At 69.6% G+C, this 25,227-nt stretch carries 36 protein-coding genes; 32 read left to right on the forward strand and 4 right to left on the reverse strand.

Annotated features, from left to right (window positions below):
- Window positions 1-1,452: an ATP-dependent sacrificial sulfur transferase LarE gene (larE, locus tag AC3X7R_RS05930; protein WP_489964651.1), complete on the forward strand. Its 1,452-nt coding sequence runs from the start codon at window positions 1-3 to the stop codon at window positions 1,450-1,452.
- Window positions 1,453-1,548: 96 nt separating this feature from the next.
- Entirely contained in the window at window positions 1,549-1,944 is a 396-nt protein-coding gene (locus tag AC3X7R_RS05935; protein ID WP_489964652.1) for a cold-shock protein, read from the forward strand.
- Here the strand turns inward: AC3X7R_RS05935 and AC3X7R_RS05940 are convergent.
- A complete protein-coding gene (locus AC3X7R_RS05940; protein WP_489964653.1) occupies window positions 1,941-3,398 on the reverse strand; it encodes an MFS transporter in 1,458 nt (485 codons plus the stop codon). The two genes, AC3X7R_RS05935 and AC3X7R_RS05940, sit on opposite strands and share 4 nt — an antisense overlap.
- 79 nt (window positions 3,399-3,477) lie before the next feature.
- Here AC3X7R_RS05940 and AC3X7R_RS05945 point away from each other — a divergent pair, with 79 nt between their 5' ends.
- Window positions 3,478-4,251 (forward strand): DUF3027 domain-containing protein, encoded by a 774-nt coding sequence (locus AC3X7R_RS05945; protein ID WP_489964654.1) that lies wholly within the window; start codon window positions 3,478-3,480, stop codon window positions 4,249-4,251.
- Between the two features lie 17 nt (window positions 4,252-4,268).
- Here AC3X7R_RS05945 and AC3X7R_RS05950 read toward each other — a convergent pair whose 3' ends face one another.
- Window positions 4,269-4,595: a DUF2530 domain-containing protein gene (locus tag AC3X7R_RS05950; protein WP_489964655.1), complete on the reverse strand. Its 327-nt coding sequence runs from the start codon at window positions 4,593-4,595 to the stop codon at window positions 4,269-4,271.
- Between the two features lie 75 nt (window positions 4,596-4,670).
- Between AC3X7R_RS05950 and AC3X7R_RS05955 the strand changes: the two genes are divergently transcribed.
- The 8 genes from AC3X7R_RS05955 (at window position 4,671) to ilvA (ending at window position 13,873) form a co-directional block, all read left to right on the forward strand.
- Window positions 4,671-6,170: an NCS2 family permease gene (locus AC3X7R_RS05955; protein ID WP_489964656.1), complete on the forward strand. Its 1,500-nt coding sequence runs from the start codon at window positions 4,671-4,673 to the stop codon at window positions 6,168-6,170.
- Between the two features lie 147 nt (window positions 6,171-6,317).
- Window positions 6,318-6,767 carry a MarR family winged helix-turn-helix transcriptional regulator gene (locus AC3X7R_RS05960; protein ID WP_489964657.1) on the forward strand — a complete coding sequence of 150 codons (450 nt, stop codon included), beginning with the start codon at window positions 6,318-6,320 and terminating at the stop codon, window positions 6,765-6,767.
- A gap of 10 nt (window positions 6,768-6,777) precedes the next feature.
- Window positions 6,778-8,040 carry an MFS transporter gene (locus tag AC3X7R_RS05965; RefSeq protein WP_489964658.1) on the forward strand — a complete coding sequence of 421 codons (1,263 nt, stop codon included), beginning with the start codon at window positions 6,778-6,780 and terminating at the stop codon, window positions 8,038-8,040.
- Window positions 8,041-8,197: 157 nt separating this feature from the next.
- Window positions 8,198-8,572 (forward strand): 30S ribosomal protein S12, encoded by a 375-nt coding sequence (rpsL, locus tag AC3X7R_RS05970; protein ID WP_011757353.1) that lies wholly within the window; start codon window positions 8,198-8,200, stop codon window positions 8,570-8,572.
- Between the two features lies 1 nt (window position 8,573).
- Window positions 8,574-9,044, forward strand: a complete 471-nt coding sequence (rpsG, locus tag AC3X7R_RS05975) for a 30S ribosomal protein S7 (protein WP_489964659.1) — start codon at window positions 8,574-8,576, stop codon at window positions 9,042-9,044.
- 77 nt (window positions 9,045-9,121) lie between these two features.
- Complete coding sequence (gene fusA, locus AC3X7R_RS05980; protein ID WP_489964660.1) at window positions 9,122-11,239, forward strand: elongation factor G; 2,118 nt, start codon at window positions 9,122-9,124, stop codon at window positions 11,237-11,239.
- Between the two features lie 69 nt (window positions 11,240-11,308).
- Window positions 11,309-12,502 (forward strand): elongation factor Tu, encoded by a 1,194-nt coding sequence (gene tuf / locus AC3X7R_RS05985; RefSeq protein ID WP_489964661.1) that lies wholly within the window; start codon window positions 11,309-11,311, stop codon window positions 12,500-12,502.
- A gap of 114 nt (window positions 12,503-12,616) precedes the next feature.
- On the forward strand, window positions 12,617-13,873 hold the full coding sequence (gene ilvA / locus AC3X7R_RS05990; RefSeq protein WP_489964662.1) for a threonine ammonia-lyase IlvA: 1,257 nt from the start codon (window positions 12,617-12,619) through the stop codon (window positions 13,871-13,873).
- Window positions 13,874-13,892: 19 nt separating this feature from the next.
- Here ilvA and AC3X7R_RS05995 read toward each other — a convergent pair whose 3' ends face one another.
- Window positions 13,893-14,336, reverse strand: coding sequence for a VOC family protein (locus tag AC3X7R_RS05995; protein WP_489964663.1), 444 nt, complete (start codon window positions 14,334-14,336; stop codon window positions 13,893-13,895).
- Window positions 14,337-14,345: 9 nt separating this feature from the next.
- Entirely contained in the window at window positions 14,346-14,801 is a 456-nt protein-coding gene (locus AC3X7R_RS06000) for a helix-turn-helix domain-containing protein (RefSeq protein WP_489964664.1), read from the reverse strand.
- A 72-nt stretch (window positions 14,802-14,873) separates the two neighbouring features.
- Between AC3X7R_RS06000 and trmB the strand changes: the two genes are divergently transcribed.
- The 21 genes from trmB to rpmD all read left to right on the forward strand — a co-directional run bounded on the left by trmB (window position 14,874) and on the right by rpmD (window position 25,226).
- Complete coding sequence (gene trmB / locus AC3X7R_RS06005; protein WP_489964665.1) at window positions 14,874-15,608, forward strand: tRNA (guanosine(46)-N7)-methyltransferase TrmB; 735 nt, start codon at window positions 14,874-14,876, stop codon at window positions 15,606-15,608.
- A gap of 376 nt (window positions 15,609-15,984) precedes the next feature.
- Complete coding sequence (gene rpsJ, locus AC3X7R_RS06010) at window positions 15,985-16,293, forward strand: 30S ribosomal protein S10 (protein ID WP_008360994.1); 309 nt, start codon at window positions 15,985-15,987, stop codon at window positions 16,291-16,293.
- An 11-nt stretch (window positions 16,294-16,304) separates the two neighbouring features.
- The gene (rplC, locus tag AC3X7R_RS06015; RefSeq protein ID WP_489964666.1) at window positions 16,305-16,976 is read left to right on the forward strand and encodes a 50S ribosomal protein L3; all 672 of its coding nucleotides are present in this window, start codon (window positions 16,305-16,307) and stop codon (window positions 16,974-16,976) included.
- A 5-nt stretch (window positions 16,977-16,981) separates the two neighbouring features.
- Complete coding sequence (gene rplD / locus AC3X7R_RS06020) at window positions 16,982-17,614, forward strand: 50S ribosomal protein L4, sunset domain variant (RefSeq protein WP_489964667.1); 633 nt, start codon at window positions 16,982-16,984, stop codon at window positions 17,612-17,614.
- Entirely contained in the window at window positions 17,611-17,916 is a 306-nt protein-coding gene (gene rplW, locus AC3X7R_RS06025) for a 50S ribosomal protein L23 (RefSeq protein WP_489964668.1), read from the forward strand. The genes rplD and rplW overlap by 4 nt, the downstream gene beginning before the upstream one ends.
- A gap of 33 nt (window positions 17,917-17,949) precedes the next feature.
- Window positions 17,950-18,786, forward strand: a complete 837-nt coding sequence (gene rplB, locus AC3X7R_RS06030) for a 50S ribosomal protein L2 (protein WP_489964669.1) — start codon at window positions 17,950-17,952, stop codon at window positions 18,784-18,786.
- 18 nt (window positions 18,787-18,804) lie between these two features.
- Window positions 18,805-19,086, forward strand: a complete 282-nt coding sequence (gene rpsS, locus AC3X7R_RS06035) for a 30S ribosomal protein S19 (protein ID WP_101525247.1) — start codon at window positions 18,805-18,807, stop codon at window positions 19,084-19,086.
- A 30-nt stretch (window positions 19,087-19,116) separates the two neighbouring features.
- The gene (gene rplV / locus AC3X7R_RS06040) at window positions 19,117-19,551 is read left to right on the forward strand and encodes a 50S ribosomal protein L22 (RefSeq protein ID WP_489964670.1); all 435 of its coding nucleotides are present in this window, start codon (window positions 19,117-19,119) and stop codon (window positions 19,549-19,551) included.
- The gene (gene rpsC / locus AC3X7R_RS06045; protein WP_489964671.1) at window positions 19,551-20,396 is read left to right on the forward strand and encodes a 30S ribosomal protein S3; all 846 of its coding nucleotides are present in this window, start codon (window positions 19,551-19,553) and stop codon (window positions 20,394-20,396) included. Before rplV ends, rpsC begins: the two co-directional genes overlap by 1 nt.
- A gap of 5 nt (window positions 20,397-20,401) precedes the next feature.
- Window positions 20,402-20,821 carry a 50S ribosomal protein L16 gene (rplP, locus tag AC3X7R_RS06050; RefSeq protein ID WP_489964672.1) on the forward strand — a complete coding sequence of 140 codons (420 nt, stop codon included), beginning with the start codon at window positions 20,402-20,404 and terminating at the stop codon, window positions 20,819-20,821.
- Window positions 20,821-21,069 (forward strand): 50S ribosomal protein L29, encoded by a 249-nt coding sequence (rpmC, locus tag AC3X7R_RS06055; RefSeq protein ID WP_489964673.1) that lies wholly within the window; start codon window positions 20,821-20,823, stop codon window positions 21,067-21,069. Before rplP ends, rpmC begins: the two co-directional genes overlap by 1 nt.
- Complete coding sequence (gene rpsQ, locus AC3X7R_RS06060) at window positions 21,066-21,347, forward strand: 30S ribosomal protein S17 (protein ID WP_489964674.1); 282 nt, start codon at window positions 21,066-21,068, stop codon at window positions 21,345-21,347. The genes rpmC and rpsQ overlap by 4 nt, the downstream gene beginning before the upstream one ends.
- A 109-nt stretch (window positions 21,348-21,456) precedes the next feature.
- Complete coding sequence (gene rplN, locus AC3X7R_RS06065) at window positions 21,457-21,825, forward strand: 50S ribosomal protein L14 (protein ID WP_185253756.1); 369 nt, start codon at window positions 21,457-21,459, stop codon at window positions 21,823-21,825.
- A complete protein-coding gene (rplX, locus tag AC3X7R_RS06070; protein WP_489964675.1) occupies window positions 21,825-22,190 on the forward strand; it encodes a 50S ribosomal protein L24 in 366 nt (121 codons plus the stop codon). Before rplN ends, rplX begins: the two co-directional genes overlap by 1 nt.
- 1 nt (window position 22,191) lies before the next feature.
- Window positions 22,192-22,761, forward strand: coding sequence for a 50S ribosomal protein L5 (rplE, locus tag AC3X7R_RS06075; protein WP_489964676.1), 570 nt, complete (start codon window positions 22,192-22,194; stop codon window positions 22,759-22,761).
- 1 nt (window position 22,762) lies between these two features.
- Window positions 22,763-22,948: a type Z 30S ribosomal protein S14 gene (locus tag AC3X7R_RS06080; protein ID WP_011757321.1), complete on the forward strand. Its 186-nt coding sequence runs from the start codon at window positions 22,763-22,765 to the stop codon at window positions 22,946-22,948.
- Between the two features lie 91 nt (window positions 22,949-23,039).
- Complete coding sequence (gene rpsH / locus AC3X7R_RS06085; protein WP_489964677.1) at window positions 23,040-23,447, forward strand: 30S ribosomal protein S8; 408 nt, start codon at window positions 23,040-23,042, stop codon at window positions 23,445-23,447.
- A 27-nt stretch (window positions 23,448-23,474) separates the two neighbouring features.
- Entirely contained in the window at window positions 23,475-24,017 is a 543-nt protein-coding gene (gene rplF / locus AC3X7R_RS06090; protein WP_489964678.1) for a 50S ribosomal protein L6, read from the forward strand.
- Between the two features lie 3 nt (window positions 24,018-24,020).
- The gene (gene rplR / locus AC3X7R_RS06095; protein WP_489964679.1) at window positions 24,021-24,404 is read left to right on the forward strand and encodes a 50S ribosomal protein L18; all 384 of its coding nucleotides are present in this window, start codon (window positions 24,021-24,023) and stop codon (window positions 24,402-24,404) included.
- A 37-nt stretch (window positions 24,405-24,441) separates the two neighbouring features.
- Entirely contained in the window at window positions 24,442-25,044 is a 603-nt protein-coding gene (gene rpsE, locus AC3X7R_RS06100) for a 30S ribosomal protein S5 (RefSeq protein ID WP_489964680.1), read from the forward strand.
- On the forward strand, window positions 25,044-25,226 hold the full coding sequence (rpmD, locus tag AC3X7R_RS06105; protein ID WP_489964681.1) for a 50S ribosomal protein L30: 183 nt from the start codon (window positions 25,044-25,046) through the stop codon (window positions 25,224-25,226). The genes rpsE and rpmD overlap by 1 nt, the downstream gene beginning before the upstream one ends.
- Window position 25,227: the final 1 nt, after the last annotated feature.

Here is a 25,227-nt window from a genome sequence, read left to right on the forward strand (position 1 = left end):
ATGTCGAGGACGCCGAGCCCACCGCTGAGCGTGGGCTTCGACCTCGACATGACGCTCATCGACACGGTGCCCGGCGTCACCGCGACCCTGCGCGCTCTCGGCGCCGAGCACGGAGTGGAGCTCGACGTCGAGGCGATCGGCTCCCGGCTCGGACCCCCGCTCGCCCAGCTGCTCGCCGGGCACCTGGACGACGAGCTGATCGAGGCCGGTGTCGACCGGTTCCGGGTCCTCTACCCCGACCTGGCCATCGAGCCCGTCCCCACGCTCCTCGGTGCCGCGGAGGCCGTCGCCGCCGTCCGGGCCCATGGCGGCCGCGTCGTCGTCGTCACCGGCAAGTTCACCCCCAACGCGCAGCTCCACCTCGACCACCTGGGGCTCGAGGTGGACCACCTCGCCGGGGACGTGTGGGGGGTCGGCAAGGGCGCGGTCCTGCGCGAGCACGGCGTCGGGATCTACGTGGGCGACCACGTGCACGACGTGGAGGGAGCGCGGGCCGGTGGGGCCCTCAGCGTCTCGGTGCTGACCGGCGGCTGCAGCCGCGAGGAGCTCCTCGCCGCGGGCACCGACGTGGTGCTCGAGGACCTGACCCACTTCCCCGCCTGGCTCGACGAGCACGTCCTCTCCACCCGGCTCGCCGCGCTGGAGGCCGACCTGGCCGCGCGCGGCTCGGTCCTGGTCGCCTACAGCGGCGGCGTGGACAGCGCCCTGCTGCTGGCCGCTGCCACGCGGGCGCTGGGCCCGGACCGGGTGGTGGCGGCGACTGGCTACTCCCACTCGCTCCCGCAGTCGGAACGCGACCCGGCCCGCGAGCACGCCGAGGCCCTGGGCGTCCGGGTGCTCACGCCGGCGACCCACGAGCTCGCGCGCGACGGCTACCGGGCCAACGACGGCCAGCGCTGCTACTTCTGCAAGGCCGAGCTCGTCGAGGTGCTGCAGGGCCTGGCTGCCGAGCACGGGCTGGCGCACGTGGCCACGGGCACCAACGCCGACGACGCGGTCGCGGGCTTCCGGCCCGGGATCCGCGCGGCCGCCGAGCGGGGAGCCATCACGCCGCTGCTCGACGCCGGACTCACCAAGGCGCAGGTCCGGGCCGCGGCGCGGCGCTGGGGCCTGCCCGTCTGGGACAAGCCCGCGGCCGCGTGCCTCTCCAGCCGGGTGGCCTACGGGATCGAGATCTCCCCGCACCGCCTGGGCCGGATCGAGCGGGCCGAGGACGCGGTCCGGGAGGTGCTCGCCGAGGCCGGGGTGCCGCTGCGCGACCTCCGGGTCCGGGACCTGGGGGAGCGGGCGCGGATCGAGGTGGACGCCGCCCTGCTGGCCGGGCCGCTGGCTGAGGGGGCACCGGTCGCCAACGCCGTCCTGGGCGCCGTGCTGGCCGCGGGGTTCCCCGCCGCCGAGCTGGACCCGCGGGGCTTCCGCTCGGGATCGATGAACGAAGGTGCCCCGCGCTGACGGGTCAACCGGGTGGCGGCCCGGTGAGGGAGCCCCCTATCCTTCGGTTTCGCCCGCGGTGAGCGCCGCGGTGCCGGCCGAGGAGACGTGAGAGCTGTGCCCACTGGCAAGGTCAAGTGGTTCGACACCGAGAAGGGCTTCGGGTTCCTGTCGCAGGAGGACGGACCCGACGTCTACGTGCACGCCGACGCCCTGCCGGCCGGCGTCACCACCCTCAAGAACGGCGCCCGGGTCGAGTTCGGGATCGTCCAGGGCCGTCGCGGGGAGCAGGCTCTCCAGGTCAGGCTGCTCGACGCGCCCACCTCCGTGCGACGCAACCAGCGCCAGGCCCAGCGCAAGAAGCCCGAGGAGATGGTCACCATCGTGGAGGACCTGATCCGGCTGCTCGACGACGTGGGGGAGGGCTATCGGCACGGGCGCGCTCCCGACCCGCGGACGGCCCGGCCCACCGCCAAGCTGCTGCGCGCGCTGGCCGACGAGCTCGAGCTCTAGGTCGCCGGCCGGCGCCGGGTGAGCAGGACGTAGAGCGCCCAGGCCGCCAGGACGGCGGCCGCGACCCCGAGCCCCAGGCGGGGCATCAGCGGCATCGCGATCCCCACCAAGCCGCCGATCACCCAGGCCAGCTGCAGCGAGGTGTCGCTGCGGGCGAACGCGCTGCTCTGCATCCGCTCGGGCACGTCGCGCTGGATGGTGGAGTCCAGGGAGAGCTTGGCCAGCGACTGGGCCAGGCCGGCGGTGAGTCCGAGCAGCGCCAGGGTGACCACCCCGTAGAAGGCGGCGGTGAGCGCCGCCAGCGCGCAGTCCGCGAGCAGCGCCAGCGCGACCGTGGTCCGCGGGTCTATCCGGCGGGTCAACGAGGCCACCGCGATGCCGAGGGTGTTGCCTAGCCCGGCGGCGCCGATCACCAGCCCGAGCAGCACCTCGGGCCGCCACCCGTCGATCGGGTTCTCCCGCAGCAGGAACGCCATGAACATCGTGAGGAACCCCGACAGCCAGCGGGGACCGCAGTTGGCACGAAGTGCGAACGCCACCGCCGGCGGGATGCGGAGCCTCGGTCGACGACCGCCGGGGGTGACCGTCGCGGCGTGGGGCGCGGGGTCGCTGTCGGCGAGCAGCACCAGCGTGCCCTCGCCGAGGCTGGAGTCGACCCGGCTGGGGAGGCGGATCGCCCAGATGGTGGCCAGCACGAAGACCAGGAAGCCGTAGCGCAGGGACCACTCCGGGCCGGCCCAGGAGGCCAGGCCCGCGAGCGGCGCCGAGACCCCGGCGCCCACCACGCCGGCCAGCGAGATCCGGCCGTTGGCCTTGACCAGCGTCAGGCCGCGCGGCAGCAGCCTCGGGACCGAGGCGGCCCGCGTCACGCCGTACGCCTTGGAGGCGACCAGCACCCCCAGGGCGGCCGGGAACATCCATCGGGACTCGGTGACCACGGCGGTGGCCAGCACCCAGCACAGGAAGCCCCGCACCGCCATCGTGGTGCCGATCGCCCACCGGCGCCCATGGCTGAACCGGTCCAGGAAGGGTCCGATCAGGGGCGCCACGATGGCGAAGGGGAGCATCGTGAGGCCCAGGAAGAGCGCCACCTGGCCCCGCGCCTCCCCGGTCGGCACCTGGAAGAAGAGGGTGCCGGCCAGCGAGATGGCCACCGCGGCGTCGCCGGCGGCGTTGAAGGCGTGCAGCTCGATCAGCCGGGAGAGACCGGAGTCGCCGGCACCCTCGGCGCGGGCGGCGCGACGTGCCTGCCCGGCGGTGAAGCGGCTGGCCCGGCCGGCGGCCCGGGCCAAGGTCCGTGCACCGCGGCCCGCGGCTCGCGCGGCGCCGGCACCCCCGGCCACCAGCCGTCGTGCCGGCCCGGGCCCCCGGTCCGCGGCCCGGTCCCCGGCCTCGGCTCCGGGCGGGGCGTCGGGACGGGGCAGCTCCGGCGGCGGCGTGGTCACGGGCCCCATCCTGCCGCCTGGGGCCGGCTCGTCCCGAGGTCGGTCTCTCGCTTGGGCGTCCCCGCCCGCGCGTGACATGATCGGCCGTGTGAACGCCGTCGCTCCCACCTCACCCGATCCCGTCCTGGCCGATGCCGTGGGAGTGGCCCGGGCTGCCCTGCTGGAGGAGGCTCCCGCCAGACAGGTCGGTGAGCACCTGCGGTTCCAGGTCGAGGACGAGCAGACCGGCAGCCACCTGTTCGCCTCCACGCACCCCGGCTACGTCGGGTGGTTCTGGTCGGTGACGGTCTCGCGCGCCCCGGAGCAGGAGCGGGTGACCATCGACGAGGTGGTGCTCCTCCCCGGCGAGCAGGCGATCGTGGCCCCCGGCTGGGTGCCCTACAAGGAGCGCCTCCAGCCCGGCGACCTCTCGCCCGGCGACCTGCTCCCGGTGGAGGACGAGGACCCCCGGCTGGTCCCCACCTACCTGGTCGGCGACGACCCGCTCGACGGCGACGAGCGCGGTCAGGTGCGGCGGGTGGTCGACGAGCTCTACGACGGTCGCGTCCGCACCCTCTCCGTGGAGGGACGCGACATGGCGGCCCAGCGTTGGCACGACGGCGAGGGCGGCCCCGAGTCGGCCCTGGCCAAGTCCGCTCCCCAGCCCTGCACCACGTGCGGCTTCCTGGTGCGCCTCGCCGGTCCGCTCTCGGAGATGTTCGGGGTCTGCGCCAACGGCAACGCCAACGACGACGGTCGGGTGGTGACCTTCGACCACGGGTGCGGGGCTCACTCCGAGGTCAAGCTCGCCCGCAAGCAGCAGCCGGTGCCGGTCCCCGAGCACGCCCACGACACCTTCGACCAGGACCTCGAGAGGTTCTGACCGCCGACCGGTCGCGGTCAGCGACGGCGTCGGCCGCCCGTGGCGCGCGTCTCCTCCGGGGCACCTGAGGCCCGGGTGCGGGCGTCGCGCCGCCGACGGCAGTACTCGAGCCCGAAGAGGCCGAGGCTGAGCCCGGCGGTGCAGGTCCACAGCCACCAGAGCCGGCCGGCCTCGGCGAGCGGGGAGTAGAACGGCAGCAGCGCCAGGAAGCCGACCAGCCAGAGCGCGGTGCCGACCTCGACGGTGCGCACCCCGTCGACGTCGAGGGGCTCCACGTCGGCGACCAGGAAGGTGCGCCGACCGATCCGGTGCGTGTGGGGATGGTCGTCACGGGGCTGCACCACGTCAACCTACTACCGGTCCGTCCGCCCCACGACGGTCGGTACGCGGGGGGTCCCGGCGTCTGCCAAGATGCGCGCGTGAGCAATCAGCAGACGGGCCACGACGTGGACGAGAAGCCTTCCGGCAAGCCGGGCGGCGTGGACGGTTTCTTCCGGATCAGCGAGCGCGGGTCGACGGTGGGACAGGAGATCCGCGGTGGCGTGGTCACCTTCCTGACCATGGCCTACATCATCGTGCTGAACCCCCTGATCCTGGGCTTCGTCCCGGACTCCGAGGGCATGTACCTCGGCGGCAGTGACGTCCCCGGCAGCGGCATCCCGGCGATCGCCGCGGCGACCGCCCTGGTCGCCGGCCTGCTGACGATCGCGATGGGCGCGGCGGCCAACTTCCCGCTGGCGCTCGCCGCGGGCCTCGGGCTCAACGCCTTCGTCGCCAACTCGATCGCCAGCCAGTCCACCTGGTCGGACGCGATGGGCCTGGTGGTCCTCGAGGGCCTCGTGATCCTGCTGCTGGTCCTCACGGGCTTCCGCAAGGCGGTCTTCCACGCCGTCCCGCAGCAGCTCAAGGTCGCGATCTCGGTCGGGATCGGCCTCTTCATCGCCCTGATCGGCTTCGTCGACGCCCGGGTCGTCACCAGGATCCCCGACGAGTTCCAGACCACCGTCCCGGTCCAGCTGGGGGTCGGTGGCCAGCTCACCGGGTGGCCGGTGCTCGTCTTCTGCCTCGGACTGTTCCTGATGATCGCCCTGTGGGTGCGCCAGGTCCGTGGGGCGATCCTGATCGCGATCGCCGTCACCACCGTCGTGGCCGTCGTGGTCGAGGCGGTGGGCGACCTCGGTGCCGCCGGGCCCGACAACGCCGGGGGATGGGCGTTGAGCATCCCGCGGGCCACCGGCGACCTGGTCGGCCTGCCCGACTTCGACACGCTGTTCCAGTTCAACCTGTTCGGCGCCTTCAGCAGCATCGAGGGCGGGATCCTGGCCGCGGTGCTGCTGGTCTTCTCGCTGATGCTGGCCGACTTCTTCGACACCATGGGCACGATGACCGCGATCGGAGCCGAGGCCGGGCTCAACGACGACGAGGGCGTGCCTCCGCACAGCCAGCGCATCCTGGTCGTCGACTCGATCGCCGCGATCGCCGGGGGCGCGGGCGGCGTCTCCTCCAACACCTCCTACATCGAGTCGGCCTCCGGCGTCGGGGAGGGTGCACGCACCGGGCTGGCGTCGATCGCGACCGGCGTGCTCTTCCTGCTGGCCACCCTCTTCACCCCGCTGGTGGCGGCCATCCCCTCCGAGGCGGCGGTCCCCGCGCTCGTCCTGGTGGGCTTCCTGATGATGCAGCAGGTGACCGAGATCGACTGGCGGGACCCCGAGCTCGCCATCCCGGCGTTCCTGACGATCGTGCTGATGCCCTTCGCCTACTCCATCTCGGTGGGCATCGGGACCGGCTTCCTGGCCTTCGTGCTGATCAAGGTGGTGCTCGGCAAGTTCCGCCAGGTGCACCCCCTGATGTGGGTCGTCGCGGCGCTCTTCGTCGTCTACTTCGCGATCAACCCCATCACCGCCTGGCTGACCTGAGCCCACGCCCACCTGGCCGCCCACCCCCGCGCGGGATGGGCGGCCATGTGCGTTCCCGGGGGTCTGGTCGTCCCGGGTGGGCAACGTCACGCCGCAGAGGAGGTCACCGGATTTAATTACCGAAGGTAACGACCTAGACTCAAGACCGTGCCCCTCGCCGTGAAGAAGTCCGCTCGTGACGGAGGGCTCGCCTCCGAGCTCCGCTTCGGAGTGATGAGGCTGCGACGGCGCCTGGCGCTGGAGCAGCACCCCGACAACCCCCTCAGCCTCGGCTCGATGTCGGTGCTCGGCTCCCTCTTCCGTGGCGGCGACCGCACGATCGGGGAGCTGGCCTCCTTCGAGCGGGTGCGGCCGCCCTCCATGACCCGGACGGTGACGGCCCTCGAGGAGGCCGGCTACGTCGTCCGCCGCCCCCACGCGACCGACGGGCGGGTCGTGGTCGTCCAGATCACCGAGCAGGGCCGGGCCGCCGTCCGGGCCGACCGGGCCCGGCGGGACGCGTGGCTCGACCGCCGGCTCTCCGGCCTCTCCGCCGAGGACCGCGCCGTCCTCCGGCGCGCCGCCACCCTCTTGCAAGAACTCGCACAGGAAGACTGATCGCCTCACCTTGAGTCCCACGTTCCGCTCTCTGCACAACCCCAACTACCGCCTGTACGCCGCGGGCGGGGTGGTCTCCAACACCGGCACCTGGATGCAGCGCGTCGCCCAGGACTGGCTGGTGCTCCTCCTGAGTGCCAACAGCGGCGTCGCCCTCGGGATCACCACCGGACTCCAGTTCCTGCCCATGCTGCTGCTCTCACCCTTCGCCGGGCTGGTCGCCGACCGGATGCCCAAGCAGCGGCTGCTCCAGCTGACCAACCTGGGGATGGCGCTGCCCGCGGTCGTGCTCGGGCTGCTCGCGGTGACCGGCACCGCGAAGATCTGGCACGTCTACCTGCTGGCCGCCGTGCTCGGGGTGAGCTCGGCCTTCGACGGCCCCGCCCGGCAGTCGTTCGTCTCGGAGATGGTGGATCCGGACGACCTGAGCAACGCCGTGGGGCTCAACTCCGCCTCCTTCAACGCCGCTCGCCTGGTCGGTCCCGGCCTGGCCGGCGTGCTGATCGCCGCGCTCGGCGGGGGAGTGGCCGCCACCGGCTGGGTGATCCTGGCCAACGCCATCTCCTACGCCGCCCCCATCGCCGCCCTGCGCCGCCTCGACCCGACCCGGCTCGACACGCCCGCCCCGACGGAGCGCGGGGCCGGCGCGATCGGGGACGGGGTCCGCTACGTCCGCAACCGCCCCGACCTGCTCCTCATCCTGGCGATCGTCTTCGTCGCCGGCACCTTCGGGCTCAACTTCCAGATCACCTCGGCGCTGATGGCCACCGAGGTCTTCGGCAAGGGCGCCACCGAGTACGGCGCCCTGGGCACCTTCCTGGCCGTCGGCTCCCTGGCCGGGGCGCTGCGCGCCGCCCGGCGGGAGCGGGTCGGGCACCGCCTGGTCATCGGTGCGGCGCTCCTCTTCGGGGCCGTCGAGGTGGTCGCCGGGCTCGCGCCCTCCTACCTGGTCTTCGCCCTGCTGGCCCCGGTGCTGGGGATCACCTCGCTGACGATGATCACCGCTGCCAACACCTACATGCAGATGAACACCACGGCAGGGATGCGCGGGCGGGTGATGGCGCTCTACCTGATGGTCTTCATGGGTGGCACCCCGGTCGGTGCACCGGTGGTGGGCTGGATCGGCGAGACGATGGGGGCGAGGTGGACGCTGGTGCTCGGTGGTGGCATCACCATGCTGGGGGTGGCTGCGGCGGCGCTCCTCTTCGCCGCCGCCGCCCGTCGCCGAGCGCCTGCCGTTCCCATTTTGACCCTCGCCCACGCGGGCAAGTAGCCTGATCACTCGTGTCTGGAACATCCAGACCCATGCGCGTGCCCGAACGCCGTCAGGCCGACCTCCCGCGCTGATCGACAGGCACACAGCTCCACGCAACACCCCGAGCCCGGCAAGGTGCCGGGCCGTGACAGTGAACAAGAAGGGGAACCACCCGGTGCCCACCATTCAGCAGTTGGTCCGCAAGGGCCGCCAGGACAAGGTGTCCAAGAACAAGACGCCTGCGCTCAAGGGCTCGCCCCAGCGTCGCGGTGTCTGCACCCGCGTCTACACCACCACCCCGAAGAAGCCGAACTCCGCCCTCCGCAAGGTCGCCCGCGTGCGCCTGTCGAGCGGTGTCGAGGTCACGGCCTACATCCCGGGCGTGGGCCACAACCTCCAGGAGCACTCGATCGTGCTCGTCCGTGGCGGCCGTGTGAAGGACCTGCCCGGTGTTCGCTACAAGATCATCCGCGGCACGCTCGACACCCAGGGCGTGAAGAACCGTAAGCAGGCCCGCAGCCGCTACGGCGCGAAGAAGGAGAAGAGCTGACATGCCGCGCAAGGGTCCCGCAACCAAGCGTCCGCTCGACGTCGACCCCGTCTACGGGTCGCAGATCGTCACCCAGCTCGTGAGCAAGGTCCTCCAGGACGGCAAGAAGCAGGTCGCCCAGAGGATCGTCTACACGGCCCTCGAGGGCTGCCGCGAGAAGACCGGCACCGACCCGGTCCTCACGCTCAAGCGCGCGCTCGACAACGTCAAGCCCGCGATCGAGGTCAAGTCCCGCCGCGTCGGTGGCGCGACGTACCAGGTCCCGATCGAGGTCAAGCCGAACCGCAGCACCACGCTGGCGCTGCGGTGGCTCGTGGGCTACGCCCAGGACCGTCGTGAGAAGACGATGGCCGAGCGGCTGATGAACGAGATCCTCGACGCCAGCAACGGCCTCGGTGCCGCTGTGAAGAAGCGCGAGGACACGCACAAGATGGCCGAGTCCAACAAGGCCTTCGCCCACTACCGCTGGTGATCGTCCGGGCGCGCGCCCTCGCGGCGCGCGCCCGGCACCCACCGCACCCGTCAAACCCTAAGGAACTGTGACTTTCAGTGGCCGTTGACATCACCACGGACCTCAACAAGGTTCGCAACATCGGCATCATGGCCCACATCGACGCCGGCAAGACCACCACCACCGAGCGCATCCTCTTCTACACCGGCATCACCTACAAGATCGGTGAGGTCCACGACGGCGGCGCCACGATGGACTGGATGGAGCAGGAGCAGGAGCGGGGCATCACCATCACCTCCGCTGCCACCACCTGCTGGTGGAAGGACCACCAGATCAACATCATCGACACCCCCGGGCACGTCGACTTCACCGCCGAGGTCGAGCGCTCGCTGCGCGTCCTCGACGGCGCGGTCGCGGTCTTCGACGGTGTCGCCGGTGTCGAGCCCCAGACCATGACGGTCTGGCGCCAGGCCAACAAGTACGCCGTGCCGCGCATGTGCTTCGTCAACAAGCTCGACCGCACCGGAGCCGACTTCTTCCGCTGCGTCGACATGATGATCGAGCGGCTCAACTCCACCCCGCTGGTCCTGCAGATCCCGATCGGCGCCGAGGGCGACTTCCTCGGGGTCGTCGACCTGGTCGGCATGCGTGCGCTGACCTGGCGCGGCGAGACCAAGATGGGCGAGGACTACGAGATCGAGGAGATCCCGGCCGAGCTCGCCGAGAAGGCCGCCGAGTGGCGTGAGCGGTTCATCGAGACCCTCGCCGAGGGCGACGACGAGATCATGGAGAAGTACCTCGAGGAGGGTGACGAGAACTTCACCGTCGAGGAGCTCCACGCCGCCATCCGTCGGGCCACCCTGGCCGACAAGCTCAACCCGGTGCTCTGCGGCACCGCGTTCAAGAACAAGGGCGTCCAGCCCCTGCTCGACGCGGTCGTCAACTACCTCCCCTCGCCGCTCGACATCGACGCGATCGAGGGTCACGACCCCCGCGACGAGGAGAAGGCCGTGCTGCGCAAGCCGTCCGACTCCGAGCCCTTCTCCGGTCTGGCCTACAAGATCGCCTCCGACCCGCACCTGGGCAAGCTGATCTACGTCCGCGTCTACTCGGGCAAGCTCGAGGCCGGCTCGACCGTGGTCAACTCGGTCAACGGCAAGAAGGAGCGGATCGGCAAGGTCTACCAGATGCACGCCAACAAGCGTGAGGAGATCGCGTCGGTCGGCGCCGGCCAGATCGTGGCCGTCATGGGCCTCAAGGACACCAAGACCGGTCACACCCTGTGCGACCCGTCCAACCAGGTCGTCCTGGAGTCGATGACGTTCCCGGCCCCCGTGATCGAGGTCGCCATCGAGCCCAAGACCAAGAGCGACCAGGAGAAGCTCGGCACCGCGATCCAGCGGCTCTCCGACGAGGACCCGACCTTCACGGTCAAGACCGACGAGGAGACCGGCCAGACGATCATCGCCGGCATGGGCGAGCTCCACCTCGAGATCCTGGTCGACCGGATGAAGCGCGAGTTCCGCGTCGAGGCGACCGTCGGCAAGCCGCAGGTCGCCTACCGCGAGACCATCCGCCGCAAGGTCGAGAACCACAGCTACACCCACAAGAAGCAGACGGGTGGTTCCGGCCAGTTCGCGAAGGTCGTCATCTCGCTGGAGCCGAACATCGACCCCGAGACCGGTACCGGTGCGGGCTACGAGTTCGTCAACAACGTCAGCGGCGGCCGGGTGCCGAGGGAGTACATCCCCTCGGTCGACGCGGGCGGCCAGGACGCGATGGAGTTCGGCGTGCTCGCCGGCTACCCGATGGTCGACGTGAAGTTCACGCTCGAGGACGGCGCCTACCACGACGTCGACTCCTCCGAGCTGGCCTTCAAGATCGCCGGCAACCAGGCCTTCAAGGAGGCCGCGCGCATGGCCAAGGCGGTCCTGCTCGAGCCGATGTTCGCCGTCGAGGTGACCACCCCGGAGTCCTTCCTGGGCACGGTCATCGGCGACATCAACTCGCGACGGGGCCAGATCCGCGCGCAGGAGGAGCGGCACGGCGACCTGGTCGTCAACGCCCTCGTGCCGCTGTCCGAGATGTTCGGGTACGTTGGCGACCTGAGGTCCAAGACCTCCGGGCAGGCGTCGTACTCGATGGAGTTCGACTCGTACGCCGAGGTTCCCACGAACATCGCCGACGAGATCATCAAGAAGGTCCGCGGCGAGTGACCTCGCCCGGATCCTCGGCTGCACCAACCAACCCACGAGTCAAGAAACAACCAACAGGAGGAGCCCACAGTGGCTAAGGCGAAGTTCGAGCGGACCAAGCCGCACGTCAACATCGGCACGATCGGTCACATCGACCACGGGAAGACGACTCTGACCGCGGCGATCACGAAGGTTCTGCACGACAAGTACCCGAACCTGAACGAGGCCTCGGCCTTCGACCAGATCGACAAGGCTCCCGAGGAGCGCCAGCGCGGCATCACGATCTCGATCGCGCACGTGGAGTACCAGACCGAGGCGCGCCACTACGCGCACGTCGACTGCCCTGGTCACGCGGACTACATCAAGAACATGATCACCGGTGCCGCCCAGATGGACGGCGCGATCCTGGTGGTTGCCGCCACCGACGGTCCGATGCCGCAGACCCGTGAGCACGTGCTGCTCGCCCGCCAGGTCGGCGTGCCGGCCCTGGTCGTGGCGCTCAACAAGTGCGACATGGTCGACGACGAGGAGCTCATCGAGCTCGTCGAGATGGAGGTGCGCGAGCTCCTCTCCGAGTACGAGTACCCGGGCGACGACATCCCCGTCGTGCGCGTGGCGGCCTTCCCGGCGCTGCAGGGCGACGAGAAGTGGGGCGACTCGATCCTCGAGCTCATGAACGCGGTCGACGAGGCCATCCCGACTCCCGAGCGTGAGGTCGACAAGCCGTTCCTCATGCCCGTCGAGGACGTCTTCACCATCACCGGTCGCGGCACGGTCATCACCGGCCGCATCGAGCGGGGCATCGTGAAGGTCAACGAGGAGGTCGAGATCGTCGGCATCCGCGAGGGCGCGATCAAGTCCACCGTCACCGGTGTCGAGATGTTCCGGAAGCTGCTCGACGAGGGCCAGGCCGGTGAGAACGTCGGTCTGCTGCTTCGTGGCACCAAGCGCGAGGACGTCGAGCGCGGCATGGTCGTCATCAAGCCGGGCACCACGACCCCGCACACCAACTTCGAGGCCTCGGTCTACATCCTCTCGAAGGAGGAGGGCGGCCGCCACACGCCGTTCTTCAACAACTACCGTCCCCAGTTCTACTTCCGCACCACGGACGTGACTGGCGTGGTGACCCTCCCCGAGGGCACCGAGATGGTGATGCCGGGTGACAACACCGAGATGTCGGTCGAGCTCATCCAGCCCATCGCCATGGACGAGGGCCTGAAGTTCGCGATCCGCGAGGGTGGCCGCACCGTCGGCGCCGGCCGGGTCACCAAGATCACCAAGTGATCCCCGCTGGTCCCAGGACCAGCTGATCCACCAGAACGGCCCCGGACCTCGGTCCGGGGCCGTTCTGCATGCCCGGGAACCGGGCGCCGGGAGAGCTCCGCGTAGGCTGCCGCCGTGATCCGAGGAGAGCTGGACGCCGCGGGCGTCGAGGCGGCGGTGTCCCTGCTCGGCCCGGTGGTGCGGCGTACCGAGCTGGAGCTGAGCCCGAGGCTCACCGACGTGGTGGGGGCCCAGGTCCACCTCAAGCGGGAGAACCGGCAGATCACCCGCTCCTACAAGGTGCGTGGCGCGTTCCACCTGATCAACGGGCTCAGCGAGGCCGAGCGGCGCAGGGGAGTGGTCTGCGCGAGCGCCGGCAACCACGGCCAGGGCGTCGCCTGGAGCTGCGCTCGCCTGGGGATCGACGGCCGGGTCTACGTACCGGGCAACACCCCGCGCCAGAAGAGGCAGCGCATCGTGGCCCTGGGGGAGGGCCGGGTCGAGCTCGTCGTGGCCGGCAGCACCTACGACGCCGCCGGCGCCGCGGCGCGGGAGGAGGCAGACCGCACCGGTGCGGTCTTCGTCCACCCCTTCGACGACGCCCGGACCATCCTGGGCCAGGGCACCGTGGCGCCCGAGATCGTCGCGGCGCTGGACCGGCCGCTGCACACCCTGCTCGCCCCCGTGGGTGGCGGCGGGCTGGTCGCGGGGATGGCGCTGTGGCTGCGCGAGCGGCACCCCGAGGTGCGGATCGTGGGGGTGGAGCCCAGCGGCGCCGCCAGCATGACCGCGGCGCTCGCCGCCGGCGCCCCGGTGGCGCTGGACCGGGTGGACACGTTCGTGGACGGCGCGGCGGTCGGACGGGTGGGCGAGCTGACCTTCCCGCTGGTGCGCGACCTGGTGGACGAGGTCGTCACCGTCGACGCCGGAGCGGTGAGCACCGAGATGCTCGACCTCTACCAGGTCGACGGGATCATCGCCGAGCCCGCCGGTGCGCTGGCGAGCACGGCGGCCCGGCAGCTGGCCGGCCTGGTCCCGGCCGACCAGGCCGTGGTCTGCGTGGTCTCGGGCGGCAACAACGACGTCAGCCGGTACGGCGAGATCCTGGAGCGCTCCCTGATCCACCTGGGGCTGCGCCACTACTTCCTGGTCTCGTTCCCCCAGGAGCCCGGAGCGCTGCGGCACTTCCTCGAGGAGGTCCTCGGGCCCGACGACGACATCGTGGTCTTCGACTACGTGAAGAAGAACAACCGCGAGACCGGCCCGGCACTGGTGGGCATCGAGCTGGAGCGCCCGGGGGACCTCGCCGGCCTGGTGGCCAGGATGGAGGCGAGCCCGCTCACCATCGAGCAGGTCTCCCCGGGCTCCCCGCTCTTCACGTTCCTGATGTGACGCGGGAGCCCGGGCCGGGTCAGGACATGTCGACGCCCTCGAAGTCCTCCGGGGAGTACTCGCGGGGCTCGACGAGCACCATCCAGTTGCCGGAGTTGTCCCGCATCAGCGCCTCCACGCCGTAGGGGCGCGCTTGGGGCTCCTGCAGGAACTCCACGCCCTTGGCGCTCAGCTCCTCGAAGGCCTTCTGGCAGTCGTCGACGTTGAGGCCGATCCCCGGCAGGCCGCCCTCGGCCTGGGCGCGCTGCATGGCCTCGATGAGGTAGTCCGGCAGCGGGCCGCTGGGGGTGGTCAGGTGCACGTGCAGCTCGGGCTGGGTGGGGTGCACCACGGTGCACCAGCGGAAGTCGGGACCCAGGGTGAGGTCGTCGCCGACCTCGAAGCCCAGGACGTCGGTGTAGAAGGCCAGCGACTCGTCGATGTCGCGGACCCAGACGGAGACGAGGGAGATGTTGGTGATCATGCGACGAGCCTAGGAGCCGGCGTCCGGCCCGTGCTTCTCCTCGATTGCGCCCTTGCGCTCGACCAGCCCCGCCATGAAGACGTAGCACCCGGGGATCCGTGGCGCCCCCACCACGGCGTACCGGCGGGCGAAGGCGCTGGGGGTCTCGCCGGTGATGTCACGGAACCGGCTCGAGAACGACCCGAGGCTGCTGTAGCCGACCGCGAAGCAGACCTCGGTCACCGTCAGGTTGGCCAGGCGCAGCAGGTCCTGGGCCCGCTCGATGCGCCGTTCGGAGAGGTACGCCGCGGGCGTGCGCCCGTAGGTGAGCGCGAAGGAGCGCAGGAAGTGGAACTTGCTCAGCCCTGCGATCGCGGCGACGTCGTCCAGGACGAGCGGCTCGGCGTAGTGCCGGTCCAGGTGGTCCCTGGCCCGGCGCAGGTGCACCAGCACGTCACCGGGCACGCGGCGTACGGGGGAGTCCACACCGGGGAGTCTAGGCCGCACGTGCGCCCCACCCGATGGGCCGCGTGGCGGCGGGCGCGGGACAATGGAGACGTGAACGAGTCCGTCCGTCCTGCCCGCCCCCACCACAAGCTCACCGCCGACGGGCGGCGGATGCGCGAGGTGCTCTCCTACTCGCGGCGGGGGAGCCGCTTCACCCCCCGTCAGGCGGAGGGCTGGGCCGCTCACCAGGCCGACTGGGTGATCCCGGACGAGGCGGTGGACCGCCCGGACTTCGACCTCGAGCGCTGGTTCGGCCGGAGCGCACCGCTGGTGGTGGAGATCGGCTCGGGCGTGGGGGAGGCCACCTCGGTCCTGGCGGCGGACCGACCCGAGTGCAACGTCCTCGCCCTCGAGGTGTGGCGCCCCGGGGTCGCGGACGGCCTCTGGCGGGCCGCCGAGGCCGGGGCCGACAACATCCGCTTCTGCTCGGTGGACGCCGCGTGGTTCCTGGCACACGTGCTGGCGCCCGCCTCGGTGGCCGAGCTGTGGACCTTCTTCCCCGATCCCTGGCACAAGAAGAAGCATCGCAAGCGGCGGCTGATCGACGAGGAGTTCGTGGCGATGGCCGCCTCCCGCCTCGAGGACGGCGCCCTGTGGCGGCTGGCCACCGACTGGGCCGACTACGCCGAGCAGATGATCGAGGTCCTGGACGCGGAGCCCGCCCTGGAGGGCGGCGTCGTGCCGCGGTGGGACGAGCGTCCCGTCACCCGCTTCGAGCGCAAGGGCCTGGAGAAGGGCCGTGAGATCACCGACCTGACCTACCGCAAGCGCGGCCGATTTGGATGATGGTCCCCGGGTCTGCCAAGATAGTCCGGTTGCTCCGGCGGGTCGTCGGGGCGTGCCTCACCTTGACTATTGAATCGCGTCTCCCGGTGGCTTCGGCCATCGTGTGCCCTGACTCAGTAGTCCCTGCGTGGGACGCGCCATCTGAGAAGTCATCAGGCCGAGACCCGATCGGCCCGGCGAACCGCTGGGCACCACGAGGTAGGAACACTGCAGGAACCCGGTCTGTGTCGTGCGAAATCTGGACGACACGCCCGACCGCGGGGGTGGGCGGTGGCAAGGTGAGGAACAGGCGGTGCGGCTCCACCCGGGGCCGTGTCGAGAGAACAGACCGTGACGCGGCACCTCCCGGGGTGCGAGAGAAGGACGAGAGAGACCTATGGCGGGACAGAAGATCCGCATCAGGCTCAAGGCCTATGACCACGAGGTGATCGACACCTCGGCGCGCAAGATCGTGGACACCGTCACCCGTACGGGTGCCAAGGTCGCCGGCCCCGTGCCGCTGCCGACCGAGAAGAACGTGTACTGCGTCATCCGCTCGCCCCACAAGTACAAGGACTCCCGCGAGCACTTCGAGATGCGCACCCACAAGCGACTCATCGACATCATCGACCCGACTCCGAAGACGGTCGACTCGCTGATGCGCCTCGATCTGCCCGCCGGTGTCGACATCGAGATCAAGCTCTGAGGTCTGACGAGATGACTTTCGAACGAAACGTGAAGGGGCTGCTGGGCACCAAGCTCGGCATGACCCAGCTCTGGGACGAGAACAACCGCGTCGTCCCCGTGACCGTGATCGCGGCCGCGACCAACGTCGTCACCCAGGTCCGCCAGCCCCAGACCGATGGCTACAACGCCATCCAGGTCGGGTTCGGCGAGATCGAGGCGCGCAAGGTCACCAAGCCCGAGGCCGGTCACTTCTCCAAGGCGGGGGTCACCCCCCGTCGCCACCTGGTCGAGATCCGGACCGCGGACGCCGCCAGCTACACCATCGGCCAGGAGCTCAGCCCCGAGCTCTTCGCCGCCGGCGAGCAGGTCGACGTCACCGGCACCAGCAAGGGCAAGGGCTTCGCCGGAACGATGAAGCGTCACGGCTTCTCCGGCGTCGGCGCCTCGCACGGTGCTCACCGCAACCACCGCAAGCCCGGCTCGATCGGCGCCTGCGCCACCCCGGGCCGCGTCTTCAAGGGCACCCGGATGTCGGGACGCATGGGTAACGACACCGTCACCACCCAGAACGTCACCGTGCACGCCGTGGACGCCGAGAAGGGCATCATCCTGCTCAAGGGTGCCGTTCCCGGTCCTCGGGGCGGCCTCGTGATCGTCCGCTCCGCCGCCAAGAACACCGTCACTTCCGGTAAGGAGGCCTGAGCGCCATGGCTACCAAGACCGTGAAGGTCGATCTCCCCTCGGAGATCTTCGACGTCGAGGTCAACGTCCCCCTGATCCACCAGGTGGTCGTGGCCCAGCAGGCCGCCGCCCGCCAGGGCACGCACGCCACCAAGACCCGCGGCGAAGTCCGCGGTGGTGGCCGCAAGCCCTACAAGCAGAAGGGCACCGGCCGGGCGCGCCAGGGCTCGACCCGCGCGCCGCAGTTCGCCGGCGGTGGCGTCGTGCACGGCCCCCAGCCGCGCTCCTACGACCAGCGGACCCCCAAGAAGATGAAGGCCGCCGCCCTGCGTGGCGCCCTCTCTGACCGGGCCCGCAACGGACGCATCCACGTGGTCGACTCTCTGGTGTCGGGCGACAAGCCCTCCACCAAGGCGGCCCTGGCTGCGCTCTCCGCGCTCACCGACCGGGCCCGCTACCTGCTGGTCCTCGAGCGGACCGACTCGCTGACCTGGCTCTCGCTGCGCAACGCGCCGCAGGTGCACATCGTGGCGGTCGACCAGCTCAACACCTACGACGTGCTGGCCTCGGACGACGTGGTCTTCACCAAGGGTGCCTACGACGCGTTCGTCGCCGGTGCCCCCAAGGCGTCGAAGAAGGCCGAGGAGGACCAGAAGTGAGCACCCTGCACAAGGACCACCGCGACGTCCTGATCGCCCCGGTCGTGTCCGAGAAGAGCTACAGCCTCCTCGACGCGAACAAGTACACCTTCCTCGTCCGTCCGGACGCGAACAAGACCGAGATCAAGATCGCGGTCGAGAAGGTGTTCAACGTCAAGGTGACGTCGGTCAACACGCTCAACCGCTCGGGCAAGACGCGTCGTACCCGCAACGGTCTGGGCAAGCGCAAGGACACCAAGCGCGCCATCGTCAGCCTCGCTGAGGGTCACCGCATCGACATCTTCGGGGGTCCGGTCAGCTGACCGGGCACTGAAGGCGAAGAATTAGGACTGAGAATGGCTATCCGCAAGTACAAGCCGACCACCCCGGGCCGTCGTGGCTCCTCGGTGGCCGACTTCGTCGAGATCACCCGGACCACGCCGGAGAAGTCGCTGACCCGTCCGCTGCCCAAGAAGGGCGGCCGCAACAACCAGGGACGCATCACCACGCGTCACCAGGGTGGCGGCCACAAGCGGGCCTACCGGATCATCGACTTCCGTCGCTACGACAAGGACGGCGTGCCGGCCAAGGTCGCTCACATCGAGTACGACCCCAACCGCACCGCGCGCATCGCCCTGCTGCACTACGCAGACGGCGAGAAGCGCTACATCATCGCGCCCAAGGACCTGTCCCAGGGCACCGCGATCGAGAGTGGCGTCGGGGCCGACATCAAGCCCGGCAACAACCTGCCGCTGCGCAACATCCCGGTCGGTACCACCATCCACTGCGTGGAGCTCCGTCCGGGCGGTGGCGCCAAGATCGCCCGCTCGGCCGGGAACTCCGCCCAGCTCGTCGCGAAGGAGGGCTCGCGCGCCACGCTGCGCCTGCCGTCCGGTGAGATGCGGTTCGTCGACGTGCGCTGCCGCGCCACCGTCGGTGAGGTCGGCAACGCCGAGCAGTCGAACATCAACTGGGGCAAGGCCGGCCGGATGCGCTGGAAGGGCCGTCGCCCCACCGTCCGTGGTGTCGTCATGAACCCGGTCGACCACCCGCACGGTGGTGGAGAGGGCAAGACCTCGGGTGGACGTCACCCGGTGTCCCCCTGGGGCAAGCCCGAGGGTCGCACGCGCAAGCGCAAGGCCTCCGACTCCCAGATCATCCGCCGCCGCAAGTCCGGCAAGAACAAGCGCTGAGGATAGGACGAGAGACAGATGCCTCGCAGCCTGAAGAAGGGCCCCTTCGTCGACGGCCACCTGATGAAGAAGGTGGACGCCGAGAACGACAAGGGCAGCCACAACGTCATCAAGACCTGGTCCCGGCGTTCCATGATCGTCCCCGCGATGATCGGCCACACGATCGCCGTGCACGACGGTCGCAAGCACGTTCCCGTCTTCGTGACCGACTCGATGGTCGGCCACAAGCTCGGAGAGTTTGCCCCCACCCGCACCTACCGCGGGCACGTGAAGGAAGACCGGAAGGGTCGCCGCCGCTGACGCGGGGCGAGCCATAGGAGATATACAGCCATGAGCGTTACTGAGCGCAGGCGCACGAGCGCCCGTCGCGAGTCGCTGCTCGGCGACCAGCCGGGAGCCTTCGCGAGCGCGCGTTACGTACGAATCACCCCGATGAAGGCCCGCCGTGTCGTCGACATGGTCCGCGGACTTCCCGTCGACGAGGCCCTGGCGCTGCTGCAGTTCGCGCCGCAGGCCGCCTCGGAGACCGTCTACAAGGTGCTGGAGAGCGCCATCGCCAACGCGGGCACCGTCGAGGGCCTCGCCACCGGCGACCTGGTCGTCTCCGTGGCCATGGTCGACGAGGGTCCCACCATGAAGCGCTGGCGCCCGCGTGCGCAGGGTCGTGCGACCCGGATCAACAAGCGCACCAGCCACATCACCCTGGCGGTCCAGCCGGCTGATGTCGTCGACGCCTCCAAGGCACGGAAGGGCGGTTCCAAGTAATGGGCCAGAAGATCAACCCGAACGGCTTCCGCCTCGGCATCTCCACGGACCACAAGTCCCGCTGGTACGCCGACAAGCTCTACAAGTCCTACGTCGGTGAGGACGTCGCGATCCGCAAGCTGCTCTCCAAGGGCATGGAGCGGGCCGGCATCTCCAAGGTCGAGATCGAGCGCACCCGTGACCGGGTCCGGGTGGACATCCACACGGCCCGTCCGGGCATCGTGATCGGCCGCCGCGGCGCCGAGGCCGACCGCATCCGCGGCGAGCTCGAGAAGCTGACCGGCAAGCAGGTCCAGCTCAACATCCTCGAGGTCAAGAGCCCCGAGGTCGACGCGCAGCTGGTCGCCCAGGGCGTCGCCGAGCAGCTCTCGGGCCGGGTCCAGTTCCGTCGGGCCATGCGCAAGGCGATGCAGACCTCGATGCGCTCCGGTGCCAAGGGCATCCGGATCCAGTGCTCGGGTCGACTCAACGGCGCCGAGATGTCGCGGACCGAGTTCTACCGCGAAGGTCGCGTGCCGCTGCACACGCTCCGCGCCGACATCGACTACGGCTTCTACGAGGCCAAGACCACCTTCGGTCGCATCGGTGTCAAGGTCTGGATCTACAAGGGTGAGGTCTCCGGCACGCGTGCGGAGCGCCAGGCCCAGCAGGCCGCCCGTGCCGGTGCTCCCGGTCGCGGTGGCCGTCCCGCCCGTGGCGCGGACCGCCCGAGTCGTGGCACGCGCGGCGACCGCGCTCCCCGCACCGACGCCGCTCCGTCGGAGGCCACCGCCAACGCTGTCGCGTCGGCCGAGGCCACCGGTCAGGCTGCGGCCGAGGCGCCCAGCACCGGACAGGAGGCCTGACCCCCATGTTGATGCCCCGTCGTGTCAAGCACCGCAAGCAGCACCACCCCAAGAGGACCGGTGCGGCGAAGGGTGGCACGAAGCTCGCCTTCGGCGACTTCGGCATCCAGGCGATCGAGGGTCACTACGTGACGAACCGACAGATCGAGTCGGCTCGTATCGCCATGACCCGTCACATCAAGCGTGGTGGAAAGGTGTGGATCAACATCTACCCCGACCGCCCGCTGACCAAGAAGCCTGCCGAGACCCGCATGGGGTCCGGCAAGGGTTCCCCCGAGTGGTGGGTGGCGAACGTCAAGCCCGGCCGCGTCATGTTCGAACTTTCCGGAGTCACCGAGGAGGTCGCTCGCGAGGCCATGCGCCGCGCGATGCACAAGCTCCCGATGAAGTGCCGGTTCATCTCCCGCGAGGCTGGTGAATTCTGATGAGCGACAAGCTGAGCGCCACGGCGCTCGACGAGCTGACCGCCGCCGACCTCGAGGGCCGGCTGCGCGAGGCCAAGGAGGAGCTTTTCAACCTCCGTTTCCAGGCTGCCACGGGGCAGCTGGAGAGCAACGGCCGTCTGCGCACGGTCAAGAAGGACATTGCCCGGATCTACACCGTGGTGCGTGAGCGCGAGCTCGGCATCCGGAGCGCGCCGGGCGCCGAGAGCAAGGAAGAGGCCACCGCATGAGCCAGAACGACACCGCGGTCGAGGCTGCACGCAACGCCCGCAAGGTCCGTGAGGGCCTGGTCCTGAGCGACAAGATGGACAAGACCGTCGTGGTCTCCGTCGAGGACCGGGTCAAGCACGCCCTCTACGGCAAGGTCATGCGGCGCACGTCCAAGCTCAAGGCGCACGACGAGGCCAACGAGTGCGGCATCGGTGACCGGGTCCTGATCATGGAGACCCGCCCGCTGTCGGCGACCAAGCGCTGGCGCGTCATCCAGGTCCTCGAGAAGGCCAAGTGACCTCGGGGTCGTCGCGGACGGCCCCTGATCTTCCCAACATCAGTTCGGCAAGGCTCGCCGGGACCCGAGAGGGTCGGGCGAGAACCGGCTCGACAACCAGGAGAAACCAATGATCCAGCAGGAGTCGCGGCTCAAGGTCGCCGACAACACCGGTGCGAAGGAGATCCTTTGCATCCGTGTTCTCGGTGGCTCGGGTCGTCGCTACGCCGGCATCGGCGACACCATCGTCGCCACCGTCAAGGACGCGATCCCCGGTGGCAACGTCAAGAAGGGTGACGTCGTGAAGGCCGTGATCGTGCGCACCGTCAAGGAGCGCCGTCGCGCCGACGGCTCGTACATCCGCTTCGACGAGAACGCCGCCGTCATCCTCAAGAACGACGGTGAGCCGCGCGGTACCCGCATCTTCGGTCCGGTGGGCCGTGAGCTGCGCGAGAAGAAGTTCATGAAGATCATCTCGCTCGCACCGGAGGTGCTGTGATGGCCAAGAAGTCGCCGAGCCTGAACATCAAGAAGGGTGACACCGTCAAGGTGATCGCCGGCAAGGACAAGGGTGCCCAGGGCAAGGTCATCCGCGTGCTCCGCGAGGAGCAGCGGGTGGTCGTCGAGGGTGTCAACCGCATGAAGCGTCACACCAAGGTCGTCAACTCGGGCTCCGGCAACACCGGCGGCATCATCACGGCCGAGGCGCCCATCCACGTCTCCAACGTGATGCTGGTCGAGGACGACGGCGTGACCCGGATCGGCTTCCGCCGCGACGAGGTCACCAAGCGCCGCGGGGACGGCTCGACGTACACCGCCGAGCGCAGCGTCCGCGTGTCGCGCCGGACCGGGAAGGAAATCTGAGATGACGCAGACTGCCCCTGAGAGCGCCATGCCGCGCTTCAAGACGCGCTACCGCGAGGAGATCCTCCCCGCGCTGCAGTCCGAGTTCGACATCAAGAACGTCATGCAGGTGCCCGGGCTGACCAAGATCGTGGTCAACATGGGTGTCGGCGAGGCGGCCCGCGACTCCAAGCTGATCGAGGGCGCGATCAAGGACCTGACCGCCATCACCGGCCAGAAGCCGATGGTGACCAAGGCCCGCAAGTCCATCGCCCAGTTCAAGCTGCGTGAGGGGATGCCGATCGGCGCCCACGTCACGCTGCGTGGCGACCGGATGTGGGAGTTCCTCGACCGGCTGCTGTCCCTGGCGCTGCCGCGCATCCGGGACTTCCGCGGTCTTTCGCCCAAGCAGTTCGACGGGCGCGGGAACTACACGTTCGGCCTCACCGAGCAGGTGATGTTCCACGAGATCGACCAGGACCGTATCGACCGGTCGCGCGGGATGGACATCACCGTGGTGACCACGGCCACCAACGACGACGAGGGTCGTGCGCTGCTCAAGCAGCTCGGCTTCCCGTTCAAGGAGAACTGACATGGCGAAGACTGCTCTGAAGGTGAAGGCGGCCCGCAAGCCGAAGTTCGCCGTCCGTGGCTACACCCGCTGCCAGCGCTGCGGCCGTCCCAAGGCCGTCTACCGCAAGTTCGGCCTCTGCCGCATCTGCCTGCGGGAGATGGCGCACCGCGGCGAGCTGCCCGGTGTGACCAAGTCCTCCTGGTGACGTCCTCCACTGCCAACAACCAACCGCTGAAGGTCGGCCTGCCCTCCGGGGACACGGGCCGAAACCACAGGAAGAAAGGGCCGAACCGGCCATGACGATGACTGACCCGATCGCAGACATGCTCACGCGTCTGCGCAACGCCAACCAGGCGTACCACGACGCGGTGTCGATGCCTTACAGCAAGCTCAAGGCCGGCGTCGCGGAGATCCTCCAGCAGGAGGGTTACATCACCTCTTTCGACGTGAAGGAGCCGGCTGAGGGCGAGGTGGGCAAGACGCTCAACATCACCCTCAAGTACGGCCGCAACCGCGAGCGTTCCATCGCGGGCGTCCGCCGCGTCAGCAAGCCCGGCCTCCGGGTCTACGCCAAGAGCACCGGGCTCCCCAAGGTGCTCGGCGGCCTGGGTGTCGCGATCATCTCGACCAGCCAGGGCCTGCTGACCGACCGCCAGGCCAACCAGAAGGGCGTGGGTGGGGAAGTCCTCGCCTACGTCTGGTAACGACGAGACCGAAGGAGGACTCAGACAATGTCACGCATTGGCAAGCTCCCAATCACGGTCCCGTCCGGCGTGGACGTGCAGATCGACGACACGCTCGTGACCGTGAAGGGCCCCAAGGGGACCCTCTCGCACACCGTTGCCCGGCCGATCACGGTCGACAAGGGTGAGGACGGTGTGCTCGAGGTCAAGCGGCCTGACGACCACCGTGAGAGCCGCTCCCTGCACGGCCTGACCCGCACCCTGATCAACAACATGGTCGTGGGCGTCACCGAGGGCTACGAGAAGAAGCTCGAGATCGTGGGCGTCGGCTACCGCGTCCTGCCCAAGAGCCCGACCCAGCTGGAGTTCCAGCTCGGCTTCTCGCACCCCGTCGTCGTGGACGCCCCCGAGGGGATCACGTTCAACGTCGAGGGTCCGACCAAGTTCGGTGTGGCCGGGATCGACAAGCAGCTGGTCGGAGAGACCGCTGCCAACATCCGCAAGCTCCGCAAGCCTGAGCCCTACAAGGGCAAGGGCGTTCGCTACGCCGGCGAGCAGATCCGCCGCAAGGTCGGAAAGGCTGGTAAGTGAGTCATGGCTATCTCGCTGTCGAACAACAAGCACACGTCCGCTCGTGTCCGGTCGCGCCTGCGCCGCCAGATGCGTGGCCGCAAGCGCATCTCGGGCACCGCTGAGCGTCCCCGTCTGGTGGTGACCAGGTCTGCCAAGCACATCAGCGTGCAGGTGGTCGACGACCTGGTCGGCAAGACGCTGGCCTACGCCTCGACCATGGAGGGCGACGTGCGCTCCGTGGACGGGGACAAGACCGCGAAGGCGAAGAAGGTCGGTGAGCTGGTTGCCCAGCGCGCCAAGGCCGCCGGGGTCGACGGCGTGGTCTTCGACCGCGCCGGAAACAAGTACCACGGTCGCGTCGCGGCCCTGGCAGACGCCGCCCGCGAGGGCGGGCTGGACTTCTGATCGCACGGACAAGCAAGAGAGAGAAGAGGAAAGTCTCATGAGCGGAGCCCAGCGCGGACAGCGCAGTGGCGAGCGCCAGTCCGGAGGCCGTGGTCGTGACGGACGTCGTGACCAGGCCGCGGACAAGACCGCCTACATCGAGCGCGTCGTTGCGATCAACCGTGTCGCCAAGGTCGTGAAGGGTGGTCGTCGCTTCAGCTTCACCGCCCTCGTGATCGTCGGTGACGGCGAAGGTCTGGTCGGCGTCGGCTACGGCAAGGCGAAGGAAGTGCCCGCGGCGATCGCCAAGGGTGTCGAGGAGGCCAAGAAGGCGTTCTTCAAGGTCCCCCGCATCCAGGGCACCATCCCGCACCCGGTCCAGGGCGAGAAGGCAGCCGGTGTCGTGCTGCTGCGTCCCGCGGCCCCCGGTACCGGTGTCATCGCCGGTGGTCCGGTCCGCGCGGTGCTCGAGTGCGCCGGGATCCACGACGTCCTCAGCAAGTCGCTGGGGTCGTCCAACCAGATCAACATCGTCCACGCGACCGTCGAGGCGCTGAAGATGCTCGAGGAGCCGGAGCAGGTCGCTGCTCGTCGCGGGCTCACCGTCGAGCAGGTCACGCCGGCCGCGATCCTCCGGGCCCGGGCGGAGGTCGCGTCCTGATGGCACAGCTCAAGGTCCAGCAGAAGCGCGGTCACGTCGGCATCAAGGCCAACCAGCGCGAGACGCTGCGCACGCTCGGTCTGAAGCGGATCGGCGATGTCGTGGTCAAGGAAGACCGTCCCGAGATCCGGGGCATGGTCAACACTGTCCGTCACCTGGTGACGGTTGAGGAGGTGGAGTGAG

This window comes from Nocardioides sp. Z22_16 (genome assembly GCF_058134365.1).